Annotated in this window: 23 protein-coding genes; 1 reads left to right on the plus strand and 22 read right to left on the minus strand. The window is 37.4% G+C overall.

Annotation, left to right across the window (positions count from 1 at the left end):
• Window positions 1–9 precede the first annotated feature (9 nt).
• The gene (locus CLLU_RS04925) at window positions 10–780 is read right to left on the minus strand and encodes an SH3 domain-containing protein (RefSeq protein ID WP_242977479.1); all 771 of its coding nucleotides are present in this window, start codon (window positions 778–780) and stop codon (window positions 10–12) included.
• Window positions 781–850: 70 nt separating this feature from the next.
• Here CLLU_RS04925 and CLLU_RS04930 point away from each other — a divergent pair, with 70 nt between their 5' ends.
• Window positions 851–1,051 (plus strand): hypothetical protein, encoded by a 201-nt coding sequence (locus tag CLLU_RS04930; protein ID WP_106008466.1) that lies wholly within the window; start codon window positions 851–853, stop codon window positions 1,049–1,051.
• Between the two features lies 1 nt (window position 1,052).
• Here CLLU_RS04930 and CLLU_RS04935 read toward each other — a convergent pair whose 3' ends face one another.
• The 21 genes from CLLU_RS04935 to CLLU_RS05025 form a co-directional block, all read right to left on the minus strand.
• Window positions 1,053–1,391: a hypothetical protein gene (locus CLLU_RS04935; protein ID WP_106008467.1), complete on the minus strand. Its 339-nt coding sequence runs from the start codon at window positions 1,389–1,391 to the stop codon at window positions 1,053–1,055.
• A 5-nt stretch (window positions 1,392–1,396) separates the two neighbouring features.
• On the minus strand, window positions 1,397–5,767 hold the full coding sequence (locus CLLU_RS04940) for a tape measure protein (protein ID WP_106008468.1): 4,371 nt from the start codon (window positions 5,765–5,767) through the stop codon (window positions 1,397–1,399).
• 32 nt (window positions 5,768–5,799) lie between these two features.
• A complete protein-coding gene (locus tag CLLU_RS19295) occupies window positions 5,800–5,931 on the minus strand; it encodes a hypothetical protein (protein ID WP_276329473.1) in 132 nt (43 codons plus the stop codon).
• Between the two features lie 23 nt (window positions 5,932–5,954).
• The gene (locus CLLU_RS04945) at window positions 5,955–6,386 is read right to left on the minus strand and encodes a phage tail assembly chaperone (protein ID WP_106008469.1); all 432 of its coding nucleotides are present in this window, start codon (window positions 6,384–6,386) and stop codon (window positions 5,955–5,957) included.
• Between the two features lie 78 nt (window positions 6,387–6,464).
• Complete coding sequence (locus CLLU_RS04950) at window positions 6,465–6,917, minus strand: hypothetical protein (protein ID WP_242977480.1); 453 nt, start codon at window positions 6,915–6,917, stop codon at window positions 6,465–6,467.
• Window positions 6,918–6,964: 47 nt separating this feature from the next.
• Entirely contained in the window at window positions 6,965–8,092 is a 1,128-nt protein-coding gene (locus tag CLLU_RS04955; RefSeq protein ID WP_106008470.1) for a BRO-N domain-containing protein, read from the minus strand.
• A 109-nt stretch (window positions 8,093–8,201) separates the two neighbouring features.
• Entirely contained in the window at window positions 8,202–8,363 is a 162-nt protein-coding gene (locus CLLU_RS18665) for a hypothetical protein (protein ID WP_158255876.1), read from the minus strand.
• A gap of 121 nt (window positions 8,364–8,484) precedes the next feature.
• Window positions 8,485–9,333 (minus strand): tetratricopeptide repeat protein, encoded by an 849-nt coding sequence (locus CLLU_RS04960; RefSeq protein WP_242977481.1) that lies wholly within the window; start codon window positions 9,331–9,333, stop codon window positions 8,485–8,487.
• 66 nt (window positions 9,334–9,399) lie between these two features.
• Window positions 9,400–9,816: a phage tail tube protein gene (locus tag CLLU_RS04965; protein WP_106008472.1), complete on the minus strand. Its 417-nt coding sequence runs from the start codon at window positions 9,814–9,816 to the stop codon at window positions 9,400–9,402.
• A gap of 12 nt (window positions 9,817–9,828) precedes the next feature.
• On the minus strand, window positions 9,829–11,247 hold the full coding sequence (locus tag CLLU_RS04970) for a phage tail sheath family protein (RefSeq protein ID WP_106008473.1): 1,419 nt from the start codon (window positions 11,245–11,247) through the stop codon (window positions 9,829–9,831).
• 1 nt (window position 11,248) lies between these two features.
• Window positions 11,249–11,593, minus strand: coding sequence for a YqzN/YkzM domain-containing protein (locus CLLU_RS19045; protein WP_242977482.1), 345 nt, complete (start codon window positions 11,591–11,593; stop codon window positions 11,249–11,251).
• A 6-nt stretch (window positions 11,594–11,599) separates the two neighbouring features.
• The gene (locus CLLU_RS04980) at window positions 11,600–12,424 is read right to left on the minus strand and encodes a hypothetical protein (RefSeq protein WP_106008474.1); all 825 of its coding nucleotides are present in this window, start codon (window positions 12,422–12,424) and stop codon (window positions 11,600–11,602) included.
• A complete protein-coding gene (locus CLLU_RS04985; RefSeq protein ID WP_106008475.1) occupies window positions 12,417–12,632 on the minus strand; it encodes a hypothetical protein in 216 nt (71 codons plus the stop codon). The genes CLLU_RS04980 and CLLU_RS04985 overlap by 8 nt, the downstream gene beginning before the upstream one ends.
• 6 nt (window positions 12,633–12,638) lie before the next feature.
• Complete coding sequence (locus CLLU_RS04990) at window positions 12,639–13,049, minus strand: hypothetical protein (protein ID WP_106008476.1); 411 nt, start codon at window positions 13,047–13,049, stop codon at window positions 12,639–12,641.
• A complete protein-coding gene (locus CLLU_RS04995) occupies window positions 13,049–13,432 on the minus strand; it encodes a hypothetical protein (protein WP_106008477.1) in 384 nt (127 codons plus the stop codon). The genes CLLU_RS04990 and CLLU_RS04995 overlap by 1 nt, the downstream gene beginning before the upstream one ends.
• Window positions 13,429–13,758, minus strand: a complete 330-nt coding sequence (locus tag CLLU_RS05000; RefSeq protein WP_106008478.1) for a hypothetical protein — start codon at window positions 13,756–13,758, stop codon at window positions 13,429–13,431. Before CLLU_RS05000 ends, CLLU_RS04995 begins: the two co-directional genes overlap by 4 nt.
• 41 nt (window positions 13,759–13,799) lie before the next feature.
• Window positions 13,800–14,834 carry a phage major capsid protein gene (locus tag CLLU_RS05005; RefSeq protein WP_106008479.1) on the minus strand — a complete coding sequence of 345 codons (1,035 nt, stop codon included), beginning with the start codon at window positions 14,832–14,834 and terminating at the stop codon, window positions 13,800–13,802.
• A gap of 16 nt (window positions 14,835–14,850) precedes the next feature.
• A complete protein-coding gene (locus tag CLLU_RS05010; RefSeq protein ID WP_106008480.1) occupies window positions 14,851–15,249 on the minus strand; it encodes a DUF2190 family protein in 399 nt (132 codons plus the stop codon).
• Between the two features lie 15 nt (window positions 15,250–15,264).
• Window positions 15,265–16,395 carry a hypothetical protein gene (locus tag CLLU_RS05015; protein WP_106008481.1) on the minus strand — a complete coding sequence of 377 codons (1,131 nt, stop codon included), beginning with the start codon at window positions 16,393–16,395 and terminating at the stop codon, window positions 15,265–15,267.
• A gap of 9 nt (window positions 16,396–16,404) precedes the next feature.
• Window positions 16,405–16,719: a hypothetical protein gene (locus CLLU_RS05020; RefSeq protein WP_106008482.1), complete on the minus strand. Its 315-nt coding sequence runs from the start codon at window positions 16,717–16,719 to the stop codon at window positions 16,405–16,407.
• A 64-nt stretch (window positions 16,720–16,783) separates the two neighbouring features.
• Window positions 16,784–17,023, minus strand: a complete 240-nt coding sequence (locus CLLU_RS05025; RefSeq protein ID WP_106008483.1) for a hypothetical protein — start codon at window positions 17,021–17,023, stop codon at window positions 16,784–16,786.
• Window positions 17,024–17,028: the final 5 nt, after the last annotated feature.

The raw sequence follows: 17,028 nt of genomic DNA on the forward strand, positions 1-17,028 counted from the left end.
ATCACCTGCTTACTTTACATAATCGGTACATATCCAACCACCGTGGTTGCTCCAATAGATATCTGCCCAATTACCCTGGACACTTCCAATTTTATAACACTCATCTTTTTTAACTGTACCCCTTATTCCATAACTGGTGGCAGGACCATCTCTGACATTTAGAACATCCGCAGTAATTATTATCCACTCCCCCTCATGGTGTGAGTACTTCGCTCCACCACTTTCGGCGGAAGATTGTCTGTTGTCCTGAAGAGTGGAATCAACCTGGGATATTTTTAATTCCTTGTATGTCCTAAATGTAAAAGTAAAGTACTTGCCATTATACAATCCCTCCGGCCTTACTTCCTCATTCATGGTGCCTATATTGACCAGATCATTAAAGCCTATACCTGTTATAATCAGCCTCAATGGTTCCACTTGGTTCTGCCACTTCTCAAGCTTCTCAATAGTATCTTTGGAACTTGCTATATCCGTATACCTGCAGTAAGGTTCATATACATCTGGAATCAATGTTTCTATGCTTATTTCATGTATTTTGGTGCCTTTATCATTTATATCTATTTCTCCAATGTCGATTATCTCCACAGTGTTGTATTTCTTCTCACGGTTCACCGTAAGACTTAGGGGATTTACCGGAAAATGAAAAGTATCATTATCCTTGGTATTTGTCAGGTATACATCAAAGTTGGTGTTGGCCACTCTGTCGAGTGCAGTTAATACAGATTCAGATACACCTTGTATGATTTTGCTGGTGACACCAGCTATATTACTAAGATCCAAAAAATCACCCCTTTTCAAGGAATTTTTATTATAGCCATAGAATTATCACTTATGAGGAGGTGATAATTCTATGGAATATATAGTATCTGTTTATGGATATTGTCCTGAGCAAGATTGTGAATACTCAGTAGACGTTACTTATCATCATATTGTCACTACAGGACTAGACGGCTACAAAAAAGGAATTAATCATTGTGGCTATAAAGCACGAAATTCTTGTAGTGAAAAAGTATGCCCTATCGTAAAAGATGCACCTGAAAACCCGGAATAATTTATTCCTCTTTCTCACGCCAAGGGCTAAAATGTATACCTGTTGCTATTGTCAGAACACGAAATCTTTCATATGCATAATCCATGTCACATCTTAATTTACCATTAAGGCCAAAATTATATTTGCAATCTTGACATGGCTTTCCAAAATCAGCAATACGACAATGCTTTGCATCTTCCAGTAAACTTTTAAAGTGTTTAGCTGTGCAATACCATGATTTTTCAACGCTTAACTCTTGTTCTCTTTTTTTAGAATCCTGCAGAGCTTGGACTCGCCCTTCAAGCTCTGCTATTCGTTTATTTAAAGCTTTGATTTCATCTCTTGAATTTTCATTACTCATTACCATCACCTCTTAATATTTTGTAATGTTTTCTTTAACTCTGTAGCAAACTTCTTGGTTGCTTGCATCACTATATCATCAATATCAGTACTGCCATTAAAATTATTTTCCACATCTACATTTATGTCACCTTGATAACCTCCGGCCGTAGCCATTTGAGGCTGTGAAGTATAATATACCGGATTATTTGAGCTTTCAGGGATATCTCTGCTTTCCATATTTCCTATACCTAAATTGGATACAACACTTCTTACCCTGCTTAAGGAATTTGCAGCCCTCTCCATTAAATTAATGGACTTATTATGATTCAACACCTTTTCTCCACCTGTAAAGTCCACAAACTCCCAGCCTCTTTCATTTATTCTGGCAAGACCAGGCTTTGCATTGTCTGTACCTGAAGCATAGCCTACATAGGAGCCACCCTTAAACAGTGGTGTATTGAATACACTTCCATATCGTGCTTTTATATAGTTTATGGCTGCTGCAGCATTGGCAATAGGGTTTAGTATATTATCCAATCCTTTTACTGCATACTGCCTAAATGTAGATCCCAAAGTCTGCAATAAACCAGTGGCATGTTCTCCTCCTACAGCCTGTGGATTTACTGCTATAGGATTTCCTCCGGATTCAGCTTGAACCAATCTCAAAAGTCCAGGCAGCCAACTTGCTGGGGTGCCTGTTACTGCCAGTGCAGCACTTAACCATCCGGATACATTTCCACTCATGGCACCGCCTGCCATGGATGAAATATCTCCAATCCAATGTTTTATGAATCCTCCCATGTCCTTGGAAGTCAATCCATTTACAAAGCCCTGTGGAATGAATTGTGCCAATTTGTAAAATACTCTTGAAGGGGAATGTATTCCAAATCCGTTCTTGAACTCAGTTATTACCTTGTCAGTTAAAGTCTTTACCATACTTGTAACATTTGGTATAGTGGATTGTATACCTGCGGCAATATCGTTGTTCATTCCAATTCCATATACATGACCTGTTTTTGAGAATAAATTAAGTACCGAACCTGATTCATTTGTAACTTTGTTTACTGAATCGGTCGATACTTTTTTGTTCTCCAATATTCCACTGCTTAAGTTGGTGTTTACTTTGTTGCCATATTGCTTAAACTGAGATAATGCATCATCTCCAAGAGCAATGGATGTCGATATATTTGCTGTAGCCTTTGCAACTTTAGCCCCACCAGCAGAACCATTTCTAACAATGCCACCATTGGCAAACATTCTTACACCAAGCATTTTTCCTGCCTGCTGCCATAGGCTTAATCCTCTATTTCTTCTAGCACTTGATAATGGAATTACAGCCTCTGTGCCCGCTTCGCCGATAAGGCTAAATTCTGGTCCTGTTACAATGCCTCCATTAGCCCTCACATTCCCTTTCCTACCATTAGAAGGTGTCAATCCTGTTTCTTCTTGCCCCTTCCCCATGATTTTTTCTAAAAGTGCATACGCAGGGCCACCTATATGTTCCTTAAACCAAGTCGAAAAATCAGCCCATGCACTTTCTACAGTTGTTCTTGCTCCACTGAGTTTATCTCCTATCCAACTTCCCACATCAGTGGCAACACTCTTTGTCGGTTCTCCAATATTCTTACTCCACCAACCAGAAAATCCTACCCATGCAGTATGGGCTGTAGATTTAGCAGAACTAAACTTTTCACCAATCCACGAACCAGCATCTGAAGCAAACCCTTTGACCGGTGTTGACACATTTGCACCCCACCAGCCTGAAAAGCTAGACCAGTGAGTTTGTGCCCAGGATTTAGCTGAACCAAATTTCTGACCAATCCAGGAGCCAACATCAGAAGCTTTGTTTTTTATAGGTTGAAAAACATTAGCACCAAGCCATTGCCCGTATGGAGCCCATGCTCTTTTGGCTGCATCTTTACCCAAAGAAAAAGCTCCAACAGCAAAGTTCATTGTATTTATGGCACCATTTTTAAAAGGAGTGCCAACTTTAGTACCAAACCATGATTTTGTATCTGACCATTTACTCTCAATAGATTTCTTGGCATTACCAAATTTGTCTTGCAAATATTTAGTAGCAGGTCCCGTTTTATCATAGATCCAGTCAAGAGCCTTTTCTCCACCAATTGAGCCTGCTATACCTCCAGCTATTCCTCCGATTCCAATCCCTGCAGGACCAAATGCAGATCCAATAGTAGCTCCAGCCTTCGCTCCTGCCAATCCACCAGCAATATTGCCAGCAGCGCCAAAAGCACCTTTCTTCTTATCGGAAGACGTTAATATATCAAGCCCCGCTCCTGCAAGAGTAAGCGCTCCTCCAACAATAGGAATGCCTTTTATCCCTTTGCCTGCAAACTTAAAAAACCTTGATGCCCTGCTTTCAGTACTAACTTGTCTTGCTTCTTTAAATGTATTTCTAGCAGTGGTATATGCTTCACTTTTAGTTCCCTTAGCCTTTGCATCTTGTCCGGCACTTTTAGCCCTTTCTCGGGCATTGTTTACCCGAGTTTGAGCTTCACCTGCTTTTTTTGATACTGACTTTGGAACAGAACCTCCGCTGCTTTTTATACCTTCAATTTTATCCATAATATTTTTGTAATCTTTTATAGCTTTATTTAATTCATTCTGGGTGGACTTCTTCAATTTTTCAGCTGTCTTTGCTTCATTGGCGGCGTTTCGGAAATTCTTCGCTGCTTCGCTTAAATCATTCGCAGTTTTAGACGCCTTACTTGAAGCACTTGATGCTTTTGCTGAAGTACTCCCTGCAGCTCCTGCCATTTTTTCGGCAGCTCCTTCAGCAGTTTTAGTCCCTTCCTTTCCAAAAGCCCACTTTCCAAATTTAAATGCACCTTTACCAAGCTTAAATCCACCTTTCAACAATGCCGCACCACCTAATGAGCTAAACAGTATATAGTCCATTATTCCGGCCTTGGCAAAATTATCACCAGTCGGATTTTTTAAAAAATTCAAGTTGGCATTTTTGAAAGTATTCAATAGTTTATCAATTATTTTTCCGGTATCGAAAGCCTGCAGAAAACCATTGGTAAAGGCCGTACCTGCTGTAGTGCCTGCACCACCGGTCTTATTACTATCTTTGCCACCCAGGGCATCTAAAAACGAGGTAATTCCTCCACCTATGGTACCGCCAATAGCAGATCCTATTTCTCCTGCAACTTTGTTTATCTTCGGTCTGCCGGATCCATTCCACCAACTTGAAAATGGTTCGGCAATTACCTTGTCCCATGCAAGCGTAATTTTTCCTCCAAGATCAGCACTTTTCCATTGGCTGCTGTCCATAAGTTTATCAAGCCTCTGCTGAGATTTTTCAAGAGCACCACCAATAGATGTGCTTACAGTCTGTCCCGCTTTCTTAAACAAGTTACCTAATTCATTAACCTTTTTATCATTTTTATCTAACCAATCAGTAACTTTTGTAAGTCCAGGCTTTATTCCACTCCATAATCCTTGTCCCCAAGGATTCATCAATTTATTTTCAAATGTATCTTTCAATGTGGACATCAGACCAAGTGCAGTTTTAGCTTGATCCTGCATCATACCACCAAATCTTTTATCCATTCCAGTAAGCAGTGCCCTTACAGCTTTATCTGCACTAAGTCCTTGCTTGCCTATATTTCCAACTTGTTCAGCAGTCAACCCAAGCTGCTCTTGAAGTATTTTAGATGCAGGAATTCCTGCCTCAGTCAATTGGAGTATTTCATCTCCTTGGACTACTCCTTTTGCTTTCATTTGTCCAAGAGCCAGTGTGATCTCATTTATTCCTTCAGCACCCAATCCCAATCCAGAAGCAGCATCTCCTATTGTTGTTAGATCAGGGAGTATACTTTTAACGTTCCATCCAAAAGCAAGCATTTTTTTACTTGCATCAGCAAGTTGCGGAAATTCAAAAGGCGTTGCATTGGCCATATTTTGAGCTTGCGATAAGAACGAATTTGCCTTTTGTGCACTTTTCAGCATTGTAGTAAATGCCATCTGAGTTTGCTCAAAATCTCCGGCTATCTGCATTGGTTTAACTATTCCTGCCCATGTACCACCCACTCCCAAAAGCACACCTTGAAGGGATGTAGCTGCAGCTATTGTCTTGCTTATACTGCCTCTTATTATATTTAATCCACCAGATATCTTATCCTTGATTTTAATAGTAGGAGAAGCCACCATTTTATTTATTTTATTCAAGGATGAATTTATCTTTTCAATTCTGCTTGTGGCCTTGTCAATTATTCTAGCAGTGGGTGATACTGACATTTTATTTAATATATTCGCTTTCTTATGAGTCTGCTCAAAGTACCTGTCCATAGCACTAAGTTTTGATTTTGTTTCAGAATCACCTTTAATGCCAATGACCAAGTCCAAGTGATATATTTCTTTTTCAGCCAATTATATCGCCTCCTCCCCTGTTATCATTACTATCATTTTTTCTTTAATTTTTCCTCTGCCTCTATTTCAAGTTCAGCACTGGCCAGATACAGTTTCTGTTCATATTCAGGCATATCACGAAATTCTCTAAATCTTAAGTTATGCCTTACCCACAGAAAATTCATAAGGTTGAGCTTATATCTGGCCTTTATGAGTTTTTTATTTCATCTATCTCTTCAGCTTCATCATTATATCCACTCAAATCAAAAATCTGCTCTATCAAATTGTCCATTTCCCCAGCCAGCAGTCTTCTTTTTATAACTTCTTTCCCATTGCTTACTTTTAAAGCATCTTTTAACTTTGGATTATTCCAATTAGGAGATACAGTAGCTCTCTCAATTATTTCAGCATTGAAATTTTCATCATCAAATACATCTTTTTCAAGTTTAGATCCCTTTATTTTCTCTGAATGAGTATTGTCTTTCCTTATTTTGCTTATCTGCTTCCCAGTAAGAGCTTTAAGTTTAATAGGTATGCCTAACCTCGGTATGACAACAGTTTTTGTCGGTACCTCTATTTGACCTAAAAGCGCCTCTATAACATCTTCTTCACCCATTTTCTTGATTTTTTCTATATCCATTTTTATCTCTCCTTCTCATTATTTTTGATATAACAAAAGCACCTACTATAAAAGTAAGTGCTAATTTATATATTGAATTTATTTAGCTGATTTTAAATATGCTACATCATATGTGTTTTGAATAGTGACTTTCTCAACCTTATCAAATTTATCTTTCAATTCTTTCATATCTTTTGATGTATTTTTAACTGCTAACCCTATTACATCAACTTTTTCGTTCAGAGGTTTAATGATTTCTTTATGCGCCTTCTCATTCTGGTCCATATGATTCTTTTGAACCTCTGCTATTGTATCAATCTTCTTTTCAACACTCTCGAGTTTAATTGAATTTTTTTGAACTTCATTTTCTAAACTGCCAACTTTATTTTTAAGATCATCTTGCCCCTTCGATAAGACATTTATTTTATCATTGAGACCACCAACATCACCTTTAAGGCTATTCTGCCCCTCAGATAAATTATTAATTTTGCCATTAATGCTTCTAATATCATTTTGCATTGACTTCAATAATTCTAACACTTCTCTATCCACCAAGCTCCACTCCCTTATATCTCATATATTTACTATTATATCATAAATTATACAACTGCTTTTTCATTTCCCTTTGAAATTTTAATCATAATGTCAAAGAAACCAACCATATACTTTTTAACAACTTTTGATTGAGCTATAATCGGCTCCTCAGCAATAATTTCCTCTTTCAAAGCTATTATTCCTTGAGTTGTATAATCTTCCAAAAGCATCTTGGCAAACCTTAAAGTTATTTTTATAATTTCCTTATCAAGCTTTCTGTTATATTCCATTTTACCCACAATATCAGTATCAATACCATTCTTCTCACAAATCATCTTATATATGGACATTTTTATTGCCTCCCCAACTTTCAAATCATCAGCAATAAACTTGCAAGCCTGAAGTTGTTCCAAAACTGGTGCCTTACTTTGTGATACTTGACTCTCCAATTCAAAGTATCCTTCAAATGTCTCTTTTAATTTCCCTGAAGGTTCAAGTAATAGCAAATTCAGCAATTTATCAACCCCCTGCTTGGGAATAACAATTAAGGAACCTATCCATGGAGAAAGCTTATTGTCTTTCTTAAACTTTTTAAGTTCTCTACCTTCTAAAAGAAAGTAATCTGTTCCAATAGCAAAATTATTATTGCTTTTAAGAATATAGCCAATGGTATGCACTGAAGTTCCTATAAGAAATTCCAAGTCCTTCAACACCATTACTGGATTGCCATTGTAGAATTTCTTGACTAATTTATATGGCTCCTGAACTTTAAGTTGTTCCGCCTTCTCTGTTGAATAAAATCCTGTTTTCCTTATGGAGGGGAGAACTTCTCCTGTCACCCATCTTCTAAAAGGTCTTGCATTTTTAGCATGGCTTTCTAAACATAAGTCATAAAAACTTTGTTCGTCAATCCATGTGTTTTTAAAATCAATTTTAGATCTATTTTTATATGTGATGTTGAAAGTTGTCCCGTTGGTGGTCAACCCTGATATATCAAGGCTTTCGCATAATTTAGTTATAAAATCTTTTCGTATCTGCTCATACTCTTTACCTTTTGATTCTCTCATCCTTACATATCCTAGATTCAAACAAGCATCATATAGATTAAATATTGGTTCATCATTTAATAATGCAATTCTTATTTTGCCTATTCCTGATTTCTCAAATGGTTTTAATTTTACTAAATTATTCATACATCATCCTCCTTTTGATTTGCCCAACCAAAGATGGTATAATGTATTTACCAACATTAGTTGGGGTGATAGAGAAAGCTAGTTTACTTTTGCGGGTAGTAGCTTTCTCTTATTTTTCTTCTAAATTAATTTCACCCTTAGTGTATAGAATCATTAATTTTTCCAATATCTCATTCATAGCTTGATTTCTTTTTACACAAGCCACTTTGAAATTTTGTGAAATACTTGGGTAAATAGTTGTTGAGAACGTCTTTCTTTTCTCGTCGGTCAAAATATTCCCTCCTTTCAAGCTGTTAAACTTATTATAAAGTTAAACAGCTAACCTGTCAAGAGGATTTGGAATATTTTTCACTAAAAAAGAACCACCTAAGTGATTCTTCCTTATTACAAAATTAGTCTTGAAATAAACTATCAAGTTGTTCTTCTTGAATTAACTGTTGCAAGTTAGTTTTAGCATATTGATTATTGGGATTTAGTTGTATAGCTTGGTTAAAGTATTTTTTGGCATTTGTATAATCCTTTTTACCTTTATAATCTAATCCTAAAACATTATACTCATCTGATCTATTTTTTTCATCTTTAGTATTACTTAAATATTTATTTGCAGCACTAATTGATTCATCATATCTTTCTAAATTGTAATACACAGACGCTAGGGCATAATAAGTCGGTGCATAACTAGAATTTGCTTTGACTGATTCATTTAATATAGACGCAGCCTGGTTTAGGTCTTTATCCTTCCCTTTACCCTCTGCATACATTGAAGCTAAATCAATTATTGCATCTGAAAGCATATCCTTACCATTTTCCTTTTCTCTATAGACTTTCCATTGACCATTATCATTTACAACATATCTTTTATATTTTATTGGAGTATCTTTATTCTCATAGTTACTATGTTCATTCTCGGTTACATTAAATTTAACAGCATTTTTATAAGTAATGCCATCTAACTCTTTGTTTTTGTATTCATCATTTTTTTGAATTTTTACGCTTTTTAACGTTTCATACTCAGCCTGTGCTTTCACCCATTTAACAAAATCATCCTTTTTGAAGTTCTTTTTGCTTGCATCAGCTAGAGTATTATATGCAGCTTCAGCATCTCCACTTTTTATATTATCATAATAATCATTCAATACTTGCGAAGGATCTCCTTTAGGAGCGCAGCCCATAAGTCCAACAGCAAATATCATTGTAACCATTATTCCTAAAACCAAAATTACCTTTTTCAACACAAACATCCCCCTTGTTAACACTTTATTAATAAAATTATAGCATATTTTGTTAAAAAGGGGAATTATATTACATCAGTCTGCTTCTATATAATCCAGGGGCTCATAGCCGACAAAGTTGAAAGGTGTTTCCTCTTCAACTAAATCATTTGCTTTCAGGTTTATCAAATTAAGCTTTGTGGCCATGCAATTCTTTAACCTTATAGACTCATACCCATAGGCTTCAGGATCGTCAAGTTTTACTATTATTTCAAACCTCTTGAATCCTCTCTTTATAAGATCAGAAGTCACTTTATAACCCTTCATTGTACCTGAACCTTTGAGCGTGCCAGCTTTATACTGAGTCCAATCCTGCCCCAAAAGATTAAGGTCCTTCATATCGGCTTCAACATCTGCAGTGCACTCCTGGAGGTTTGTCTGTTTAACTCCATCAACCAGTACTTCTCCAAAACGGCCATGTATTATCCTTCCTGGTTCTAAAACATCATTCATAATCTATCCCTCCTATTGAACATATCCTGTTCCGAATATTTTCTTCATAACATTAACATAAGTGGCACTCCATTTCCAATAGAACTCATCACTTTTGGCATTTGCCTGAAGTTCTTTGTCTATCTCAACAGTAAAATCATCTTTTATTACGCCGGCGCCCTGAAGTGTCTCAAAGTACTTCTTAAGTGCGGATATAACAACCTTCTGGCCTATATCATCATTGTTGGTCTGCCCTATAAAATCACTTCTCTTTGCGCTTGTATCTGCATCTACAGTATACAAAAACTTAACAGCTCTTATATATCCCAATGCTTCACTCTGCCCATCTGCAAATTTCTTAAGAGTATTTACATCATCTACAACTATTACGCTTTGCTGTTCATTTACAAGCACCAGCGTTCCTGCAGCAAGTGCCGTTTCAACCTGTGTCCTGGTCAGTTTAGGGCTTACATCTTCAAATATAGTAGCTTGATTTACAATACTATCCTTTATTCCCTTTCCTACAGCAAGACCTGTTATATAACAAGCTACCTCTGCGGGAGAATATTCAACTCCTTCATAGATACCACTTACACCTATATTAGTTATTGCTTCATCATTAAATGCTTTGGACTGGGTATTTACAATATCTATATCAGTATCTTTTGCAGCTCCCATAAAGCACAATATATTTGCACCATTGGTTTTATTCTTGTCCACCCAAGCCTGTACTGCTGCCTGAAGTGCTGCATCACTCACACCATCTAGGGTAAAACCGTCTATCTTGTAACCTTCAAAAGTAGACATGGCATCCATATACTCTTCATTGGTTATGCTGTCAGTACCATTGTTCCCGCCTGTAAGTGGCTGATTTACTATGCTTGCAAGACCTGTGCCGTCAGCTACCTTGGAAGCTTTGAGCCATACATTCTCCTCATTTGAGTTTATTGCATTTACGATATCATCTATGGTGCCGGATACCTTAAACACGTATAGCTGTTCAGCTCCCTCATATAGAGTTATGTCAGTTACGGTTTCGGAAATTATATCGGCTTTTATGGAAACATTGAAATCCCTGGTTGTAGGGTATATTGTTTCAAGCTCTATAACATCCACCGGAGTATCGGCAGTAGTGTCCTTGAGAGTTATGCTTGCAGTCTTGGCATTGCTATCTGCCAGCCTGTACAATAATAGTTCTTTTGGGTTTCCCAATAAAGCCAATCTTCCAAGCCTGTACGCTGTCAGATCTGTATTGGAACCAAATTTATTTTTAAGTTCAGTTAGGGTTGTAACGGATACGACTTCTTTTACAGGCCCCCAATCTGCTTTAACCGGCATGGCAACAATACCGTTAGTGCCCTGTGCCAGAGTATTTTCTGCCGCCCACATAAACCTGTTGTACATTCCAGGTATGGTTGGTTTTTGTGTTTCGCTCCATGTTCCTGTACCCATATTACTTCACCTTCCTTTTTAGAAAATCATCTATTACCTTCTTAAAATCGGCTTTTGTCAATTCCTTTTCTTTGTAACCAAATAAAGCACCAACTGCCGCCTCTTTGCTGTGGCCAGTAAGTGCCTTGCTGTTTTCAATTAAATCCCCTATAGGATATTTTACTTCCTGAGGTATGGTCATTTTGACCACAGGCGTCGGTGCTATCGGCGTACTTGTTTTTGTGCTGCTTGATGCCATTGTAGTATTGGCTTTAGCATCCGTGCTTTTTGTAGTCGAATCTGGTGTATTCTTGATGGATGTATCGTTCTTCTTAACTTCTGGATCAGTTTTATTTGCATCCGCCATAATTTATCACTCCTTTATCGTTCCTCTGCCAGAGATTTTATTCATAACAGGAACATCATTCTTTTTAATACTTTCCAATCTAAAAAAATCCACACTGAGTTGTCCTACAGTAAGTGGATCTGCTTCTCTATCCTCCCTTATGCTGCTTATAGTCAGATATCTTCTATATTGAATATCCAGAGGTATCTTTGTATCCTGGATCAGTTCATTTTCAACAGTAGAAATATAGTTGTTGGTTTCGCCTTTGTTTCTGCTTACAAAGTGACACCGTATAGTCTTTAATATTTTATTTGCGCCAAACGTTGCAGGGGCAGGTTCAACCTTTAGTATTCTACAAAGTACAGAAGGTACAGCAAAATTCTTTCTCCAGTAGTCTGGATATACAGGTAAATTCGTAAGGCCGTTTATATAGCTTGATACAGCTTCAATCCATAGATCTACTGGAGATTCATCATCCCCGTGTAAAGCTATGACATTGAATTTTAAGCCCCTTGCTATGGCATCCCATTCCTCGTCTACAACATCATCACCAACGGTTCCATTAAAGACACATGTATAGCTTTCTCCTGTATCTTCAGCTATGGTCTGCAAATCCAATGCCGATATAACTTTCTCCATAAGAAAATCCAGGGTATTAAAGGTCAGCCTTTTGTCATAAAGCCATATCTGAATACCCCTGCTGTAGGATGTAGGATTGTTCTGTTTGTCGTCAGATCCCTGGAGAATTACCGCATATGGTTTAGGAGTAGATTTGTCAGGTACTGTAGGTTCATAGCAATCTGTAAGCTCTGGAATACTATCTAATAGTTTGTTCCTTATTCCCTCACGCATTGTTTTTAACCTCTTTTCTAGCCTTTCCTATAATTTTTACATTTTCAGCTTCAAATTCCAACCTAACTCTTGGATTTTTACCACATTCTAAATCTAAACCAGCAGTAATTATTGGTAGCTTATCTACATAATCAACTCCGTTTATTAATATTTTAGCAACTTTATTATCAAAGTCGTAGTATACTTCAACATTAGGCAACTTTCCCATATATAATCAATCCTCCCATAATTTAATTACATCATCCCTGATTTTATATTTATTTCTTTCCATTGTTGGTCCTACAGTTGAATATTTCTTGGTACCTGGATGATGTACAAGCTTAACCGGGTGATCTGCACCTTTCCAGTATAAAGCTTTCTTATCTTTGGGTCTTATTATGTGTGGCTTTGACCCATCTTCTAAGATTCCACCATACTCAACTCCATGGCTTAGGGAAATAGTAATTTGATTATTATTCATGGTTGCATCACAATGAATCCCCTGCCTTGCATGGGCAGTTCTATCCTTCCATGGTGCATCTGCTTTAGCTTCATTTTCTAAGCTTTTTGCCCAGTTATCAGCCAGTGCATATAATCTAGCATTTTTTCTATTTATAAGGTCAAGTGCTTTATCACTAAAACTCATTACATCACCTTCTCAAGTCCACAATCATAACCACATATCTCACCATTTACTATCTGTGGATATACATTTTTTATCTTCATATGACCATAGGAGCAATCAAATTCTATGGAACTCTTGCTATCAATGCTTAAATCTGCTTCACTGTCAGCTAACATTCCATAAGCTGTGTTTTGATATGAAGTCCCTATAGTGCTGGTAGATACATTAATACTGCTGTCATAAGTTTTTTGTGGAAATATCCTGACTGTTAAAGTTACATCATCTTTTATTTCCTCAAGATGTCCATTTACAAGCTTTTTAATGGTTTTAGTAAAAGATATCTCTATAGGATTTTGATCTATGCTCCACTTGATGTCCTTTTTTCTTCTCTCTGCTGTAATCATAGGCTTATCTCCGTATCAGAGCCAATCATAAAGCTTGATCTTCCAGTGCACATATTTTTGTACTTCTCTGCATTTTTATAGCATAAGTTGGCAATATCAGTAAGAGTAGAATATTGATATCTCTCTTGTCCTACCTGATATATATTAGGATCGTCAGTGTGATCCTCCTGCATGGTAGCTTTCATCATCCACCCTTCACTTGCAGCACAATAAATACAATCTGCATCAGACATTAAAGAATCAAGTTCAGCATCATCAAAAGTCTTACTGTCTCTATCATTCAATAACATTCTCAATTTTGTTCTTAAACTCTCAGTTGGTGTCACAATATCACCTCCATAAAAAATAGCACCTACATCTGTAAATGCTATTTCAACGCTATCTGCTGCACATTTTCATCAATGGCCGCGAACACACCCCTGTAACAATATCCAACTATCTGTGCCTCCACAAGTCTGCTTAAATCAGGATTACCAGTTTCAGTTGTCAAATCCTTTTTGACAAGTTCCTTGAATCCTCTCTGTGGTCTTATTAGGTATGCAGTTCCCGGAGTAACTCCTTTATATTCATAGCTCTTTTTACCAACATTAACGCTCCAACCATCATAGTAAATTATCGTTGATATACCAGCTACAGAAGGATATATTGAACCCTCAAGCTGATGTCCTCCTCTTATTGCCATTTCTATGTCTGTCTGGTCAGCCTTTGAAGCAAGAAGTATTGTGCCTGGTCTTTTGGCAATTACAGTATCCTTTATAGCCTGGTTCAACGTCCTCCATATTCCGAGCCACAGAGGATCATCAGCCTTGCCCTGAAATGCTGTTTTATTGCCAGCTTTATAAGGAGCACCAATTATAGGATACAAATGCATGTGGTTCAGAAGTGCATTGTATGCCTGCCCCATAGACTTATTTAATATTTCGACATTGAAAGTCTGGTTGAAGTCCACCATTTCCTTTGTATATTCAAAGCCTGTTGCATATGTCTGTATTCTTGCTACAGGGCCATGTTCAGCGCTCAGCGAACCGAATTTAACCTCTTCTCCTTCTATATGCTCCAAGAATACACAATTTCCATAGAGAGCCCATTTGGCATCCAGTGTCTGAGGTAAATTAGGATCTGAAATTGTATCGTATATAGGGCTGTATAAAAGCTGAACTTCTTCCCTCCCAAGTTCCACATCCAGAGTAACTTTCCTCAAAAGTTCCTTAAGGTTCGCAGTAGAACCAAAGGTCATCATTTCACCGAGTGGCTTCGTAAGCATCAGTGTTTCCATCTCACCATTTACGAGCTTTTTCTTGGCATAATCAGTTTTGCCATATACCTCAAAAGGTACATCCTCTTCTATAGTCATGGATCTTTTTTTATCTAGCATTGTGTCCTGGCTTATAATTTTAACCATGCTTCAATTCCTCCTTCTATGCGTATTGTGGCAGCAGTATAAACCAAATTACATTATTGCTGTCCTTTGGCTGTGTAACTCTGCCTACAAGTCTGTTTGTTCCTTCTGTTATGGTAAATTTCTTTGCTGTATCATCCCAGTAGATCTTATCCCCTTGATTAAAGGCTTCAGTAGTAACAATATTGTCAGTTTCATATTCTGCCTGTTCTATAGTTAAGGTAACCTCATCAGTCTGTCCTTCTCCTGTAGTCACTGCTTGTGCTGCCACCCCAAAGAAGCCTCCTAGAAGATAAAACTGTTGTGCTTCTATAGTGGTATTTTCAGGCACCACAACCTTGACGCTTTTGCCATCACTTATTTTTGCTCTTGTAACCTGCTGTTCTTCACTTGGTACTGGTTGTCCTGCATATGACATGTTTTCTCACTCTCCTTATATTCTTGATTTTCTAACACTTACACCACTGCCGATATTACCACCTGCAGGGGTGCCTGGCACTTCCGTACCTGTCGGCATATCTAAATGTTCTTGTGATATTAGGTTCTTGACAAACTCATCCTTCAGGATGTTGTCAATTTCACCTGAAATAACTTCCTTTGCAGCTCCATCTTCAACCTTCAGCATCTTTTTAATAAGATTCTGTGCCATCTCGCCAGTAACCTTCTCTTTGACAACATCATCTACAACCTTTTGAAACCCTGCTTTTTCAGCATTTTCAACAGCTTCATGAGCTTTTTTTGCCACATCCACTATATCCATTTCTCCGGTAACTGCAAGTGCTTCTTTGACCTTGTCCAGAGTACCCTTGGCATCTACTGCCTGCTTGACATCCTCCATTTCACCTGCTATAAGTTCCTTGGTTATGCCAAGTTCACCAAACACCTGCTTGTAAGTAACTGAACCTGTCTGCAATAATCCTTTCAAATTCTGCATTAATTCCTTAAAATCCATTGTTTTGCCTCCCTTGTTATCATCATTTTTTATTGTCGAATCCATTTCCATGCCTACTATAGATGTAGGCATACCTGGTCTGTGAAGTGGTGTCCAGTCAATACTTAATGGGTTGTATCCTGTAACATCCATTTCTCCGGTACCAGAATTCTTTTTGAGTTTTGGATATCCAAAAATAGAAACCTCTTTAATTCTTCCAGTTCTAACCCATCTTTTTAATTGTGCGGCATCAGCATCGATCAAACCCCTAAAATATGCCTTATTCCCCTGCATCTTTGCACCAATCCAGGAAGTTACTGGAGGAACAAATTGAGTACTTACATCTTCAGCCTTCTGGTGCCCTAAAAATCCATTTAGAGTATTGGTATTTACATAGTCCACAATATTTTTCAGGCTTTCAGGCTTATAGTTCCACCCTCTCTTAGATTTGGTGGCCGGTATTTCAACTGCGACCTCCAGGGGGTCCTTGTCCATGGATTTCATTAAATCAAGATCTACGCCCTGAGCTAATGGAATATCACTGGGTTTAACCTGTGAAATACTTGCACTTAATGAATCCATTTCTCCATAGACTTCATCTGCCATTTCTCCTATAGGTTTGTATAGGAACATTTTAATCACCTACCTTTTCATTTCTTGAAGTGAGTCCTTCAATCGTTTTGAAAATTCTCTCGCACATTTCTTTACATCATCAGGTGAAATTTGAGAATCAGTATTAAATCCAATATCTTTATTTTCAGTACACTCGGTAATTGCTATTGCCTGAACGTCAGATAAACATACACAAACAATCCCTTCTGTATCCTCAAATTCATAACCTGAATAGGATCTATGTTTAACCTTTTTAAAACATTCTTTGAGCCCTATTAAATCATCTTCCTTTGCAGTACCGCCTATGCTATTCCCGCCTTTAAGCCAGATTGTATAATCTTTCACCCTTATTCCTCCTTAAATTTGAGCATAATAAAAGCACCTACCTTTTTCACTTAGTAAGTGCCTTTTAATACCACGCTACAAGATCATTGTCTTTAAAATCCTTTTTTGAAGCATATTCCTCAATTCTTTTAATAGCATGTGCAGCATATCTTTTCCCAAAATCTTCTGTTGAATCCTTTAGAAATAATCTTTCTTTGGTTTTTAAATCTAACGCTACCTTCCCAGGATGTTTTTGGTTATCCTCCGGAAAATACTCATATATCACTCTATCATCTGTCAATTCTATTAATCTTATAGTTACCAAATATC

It is taken from the genome of Clostridium luticellarii, from assembly GCF_002995845.1.
GTDB lineage: Bacteria > Bacillota > Clostridia > Clostridiales > Clostridiaceae > Clostridium_B > Clostridium_B luticellarii.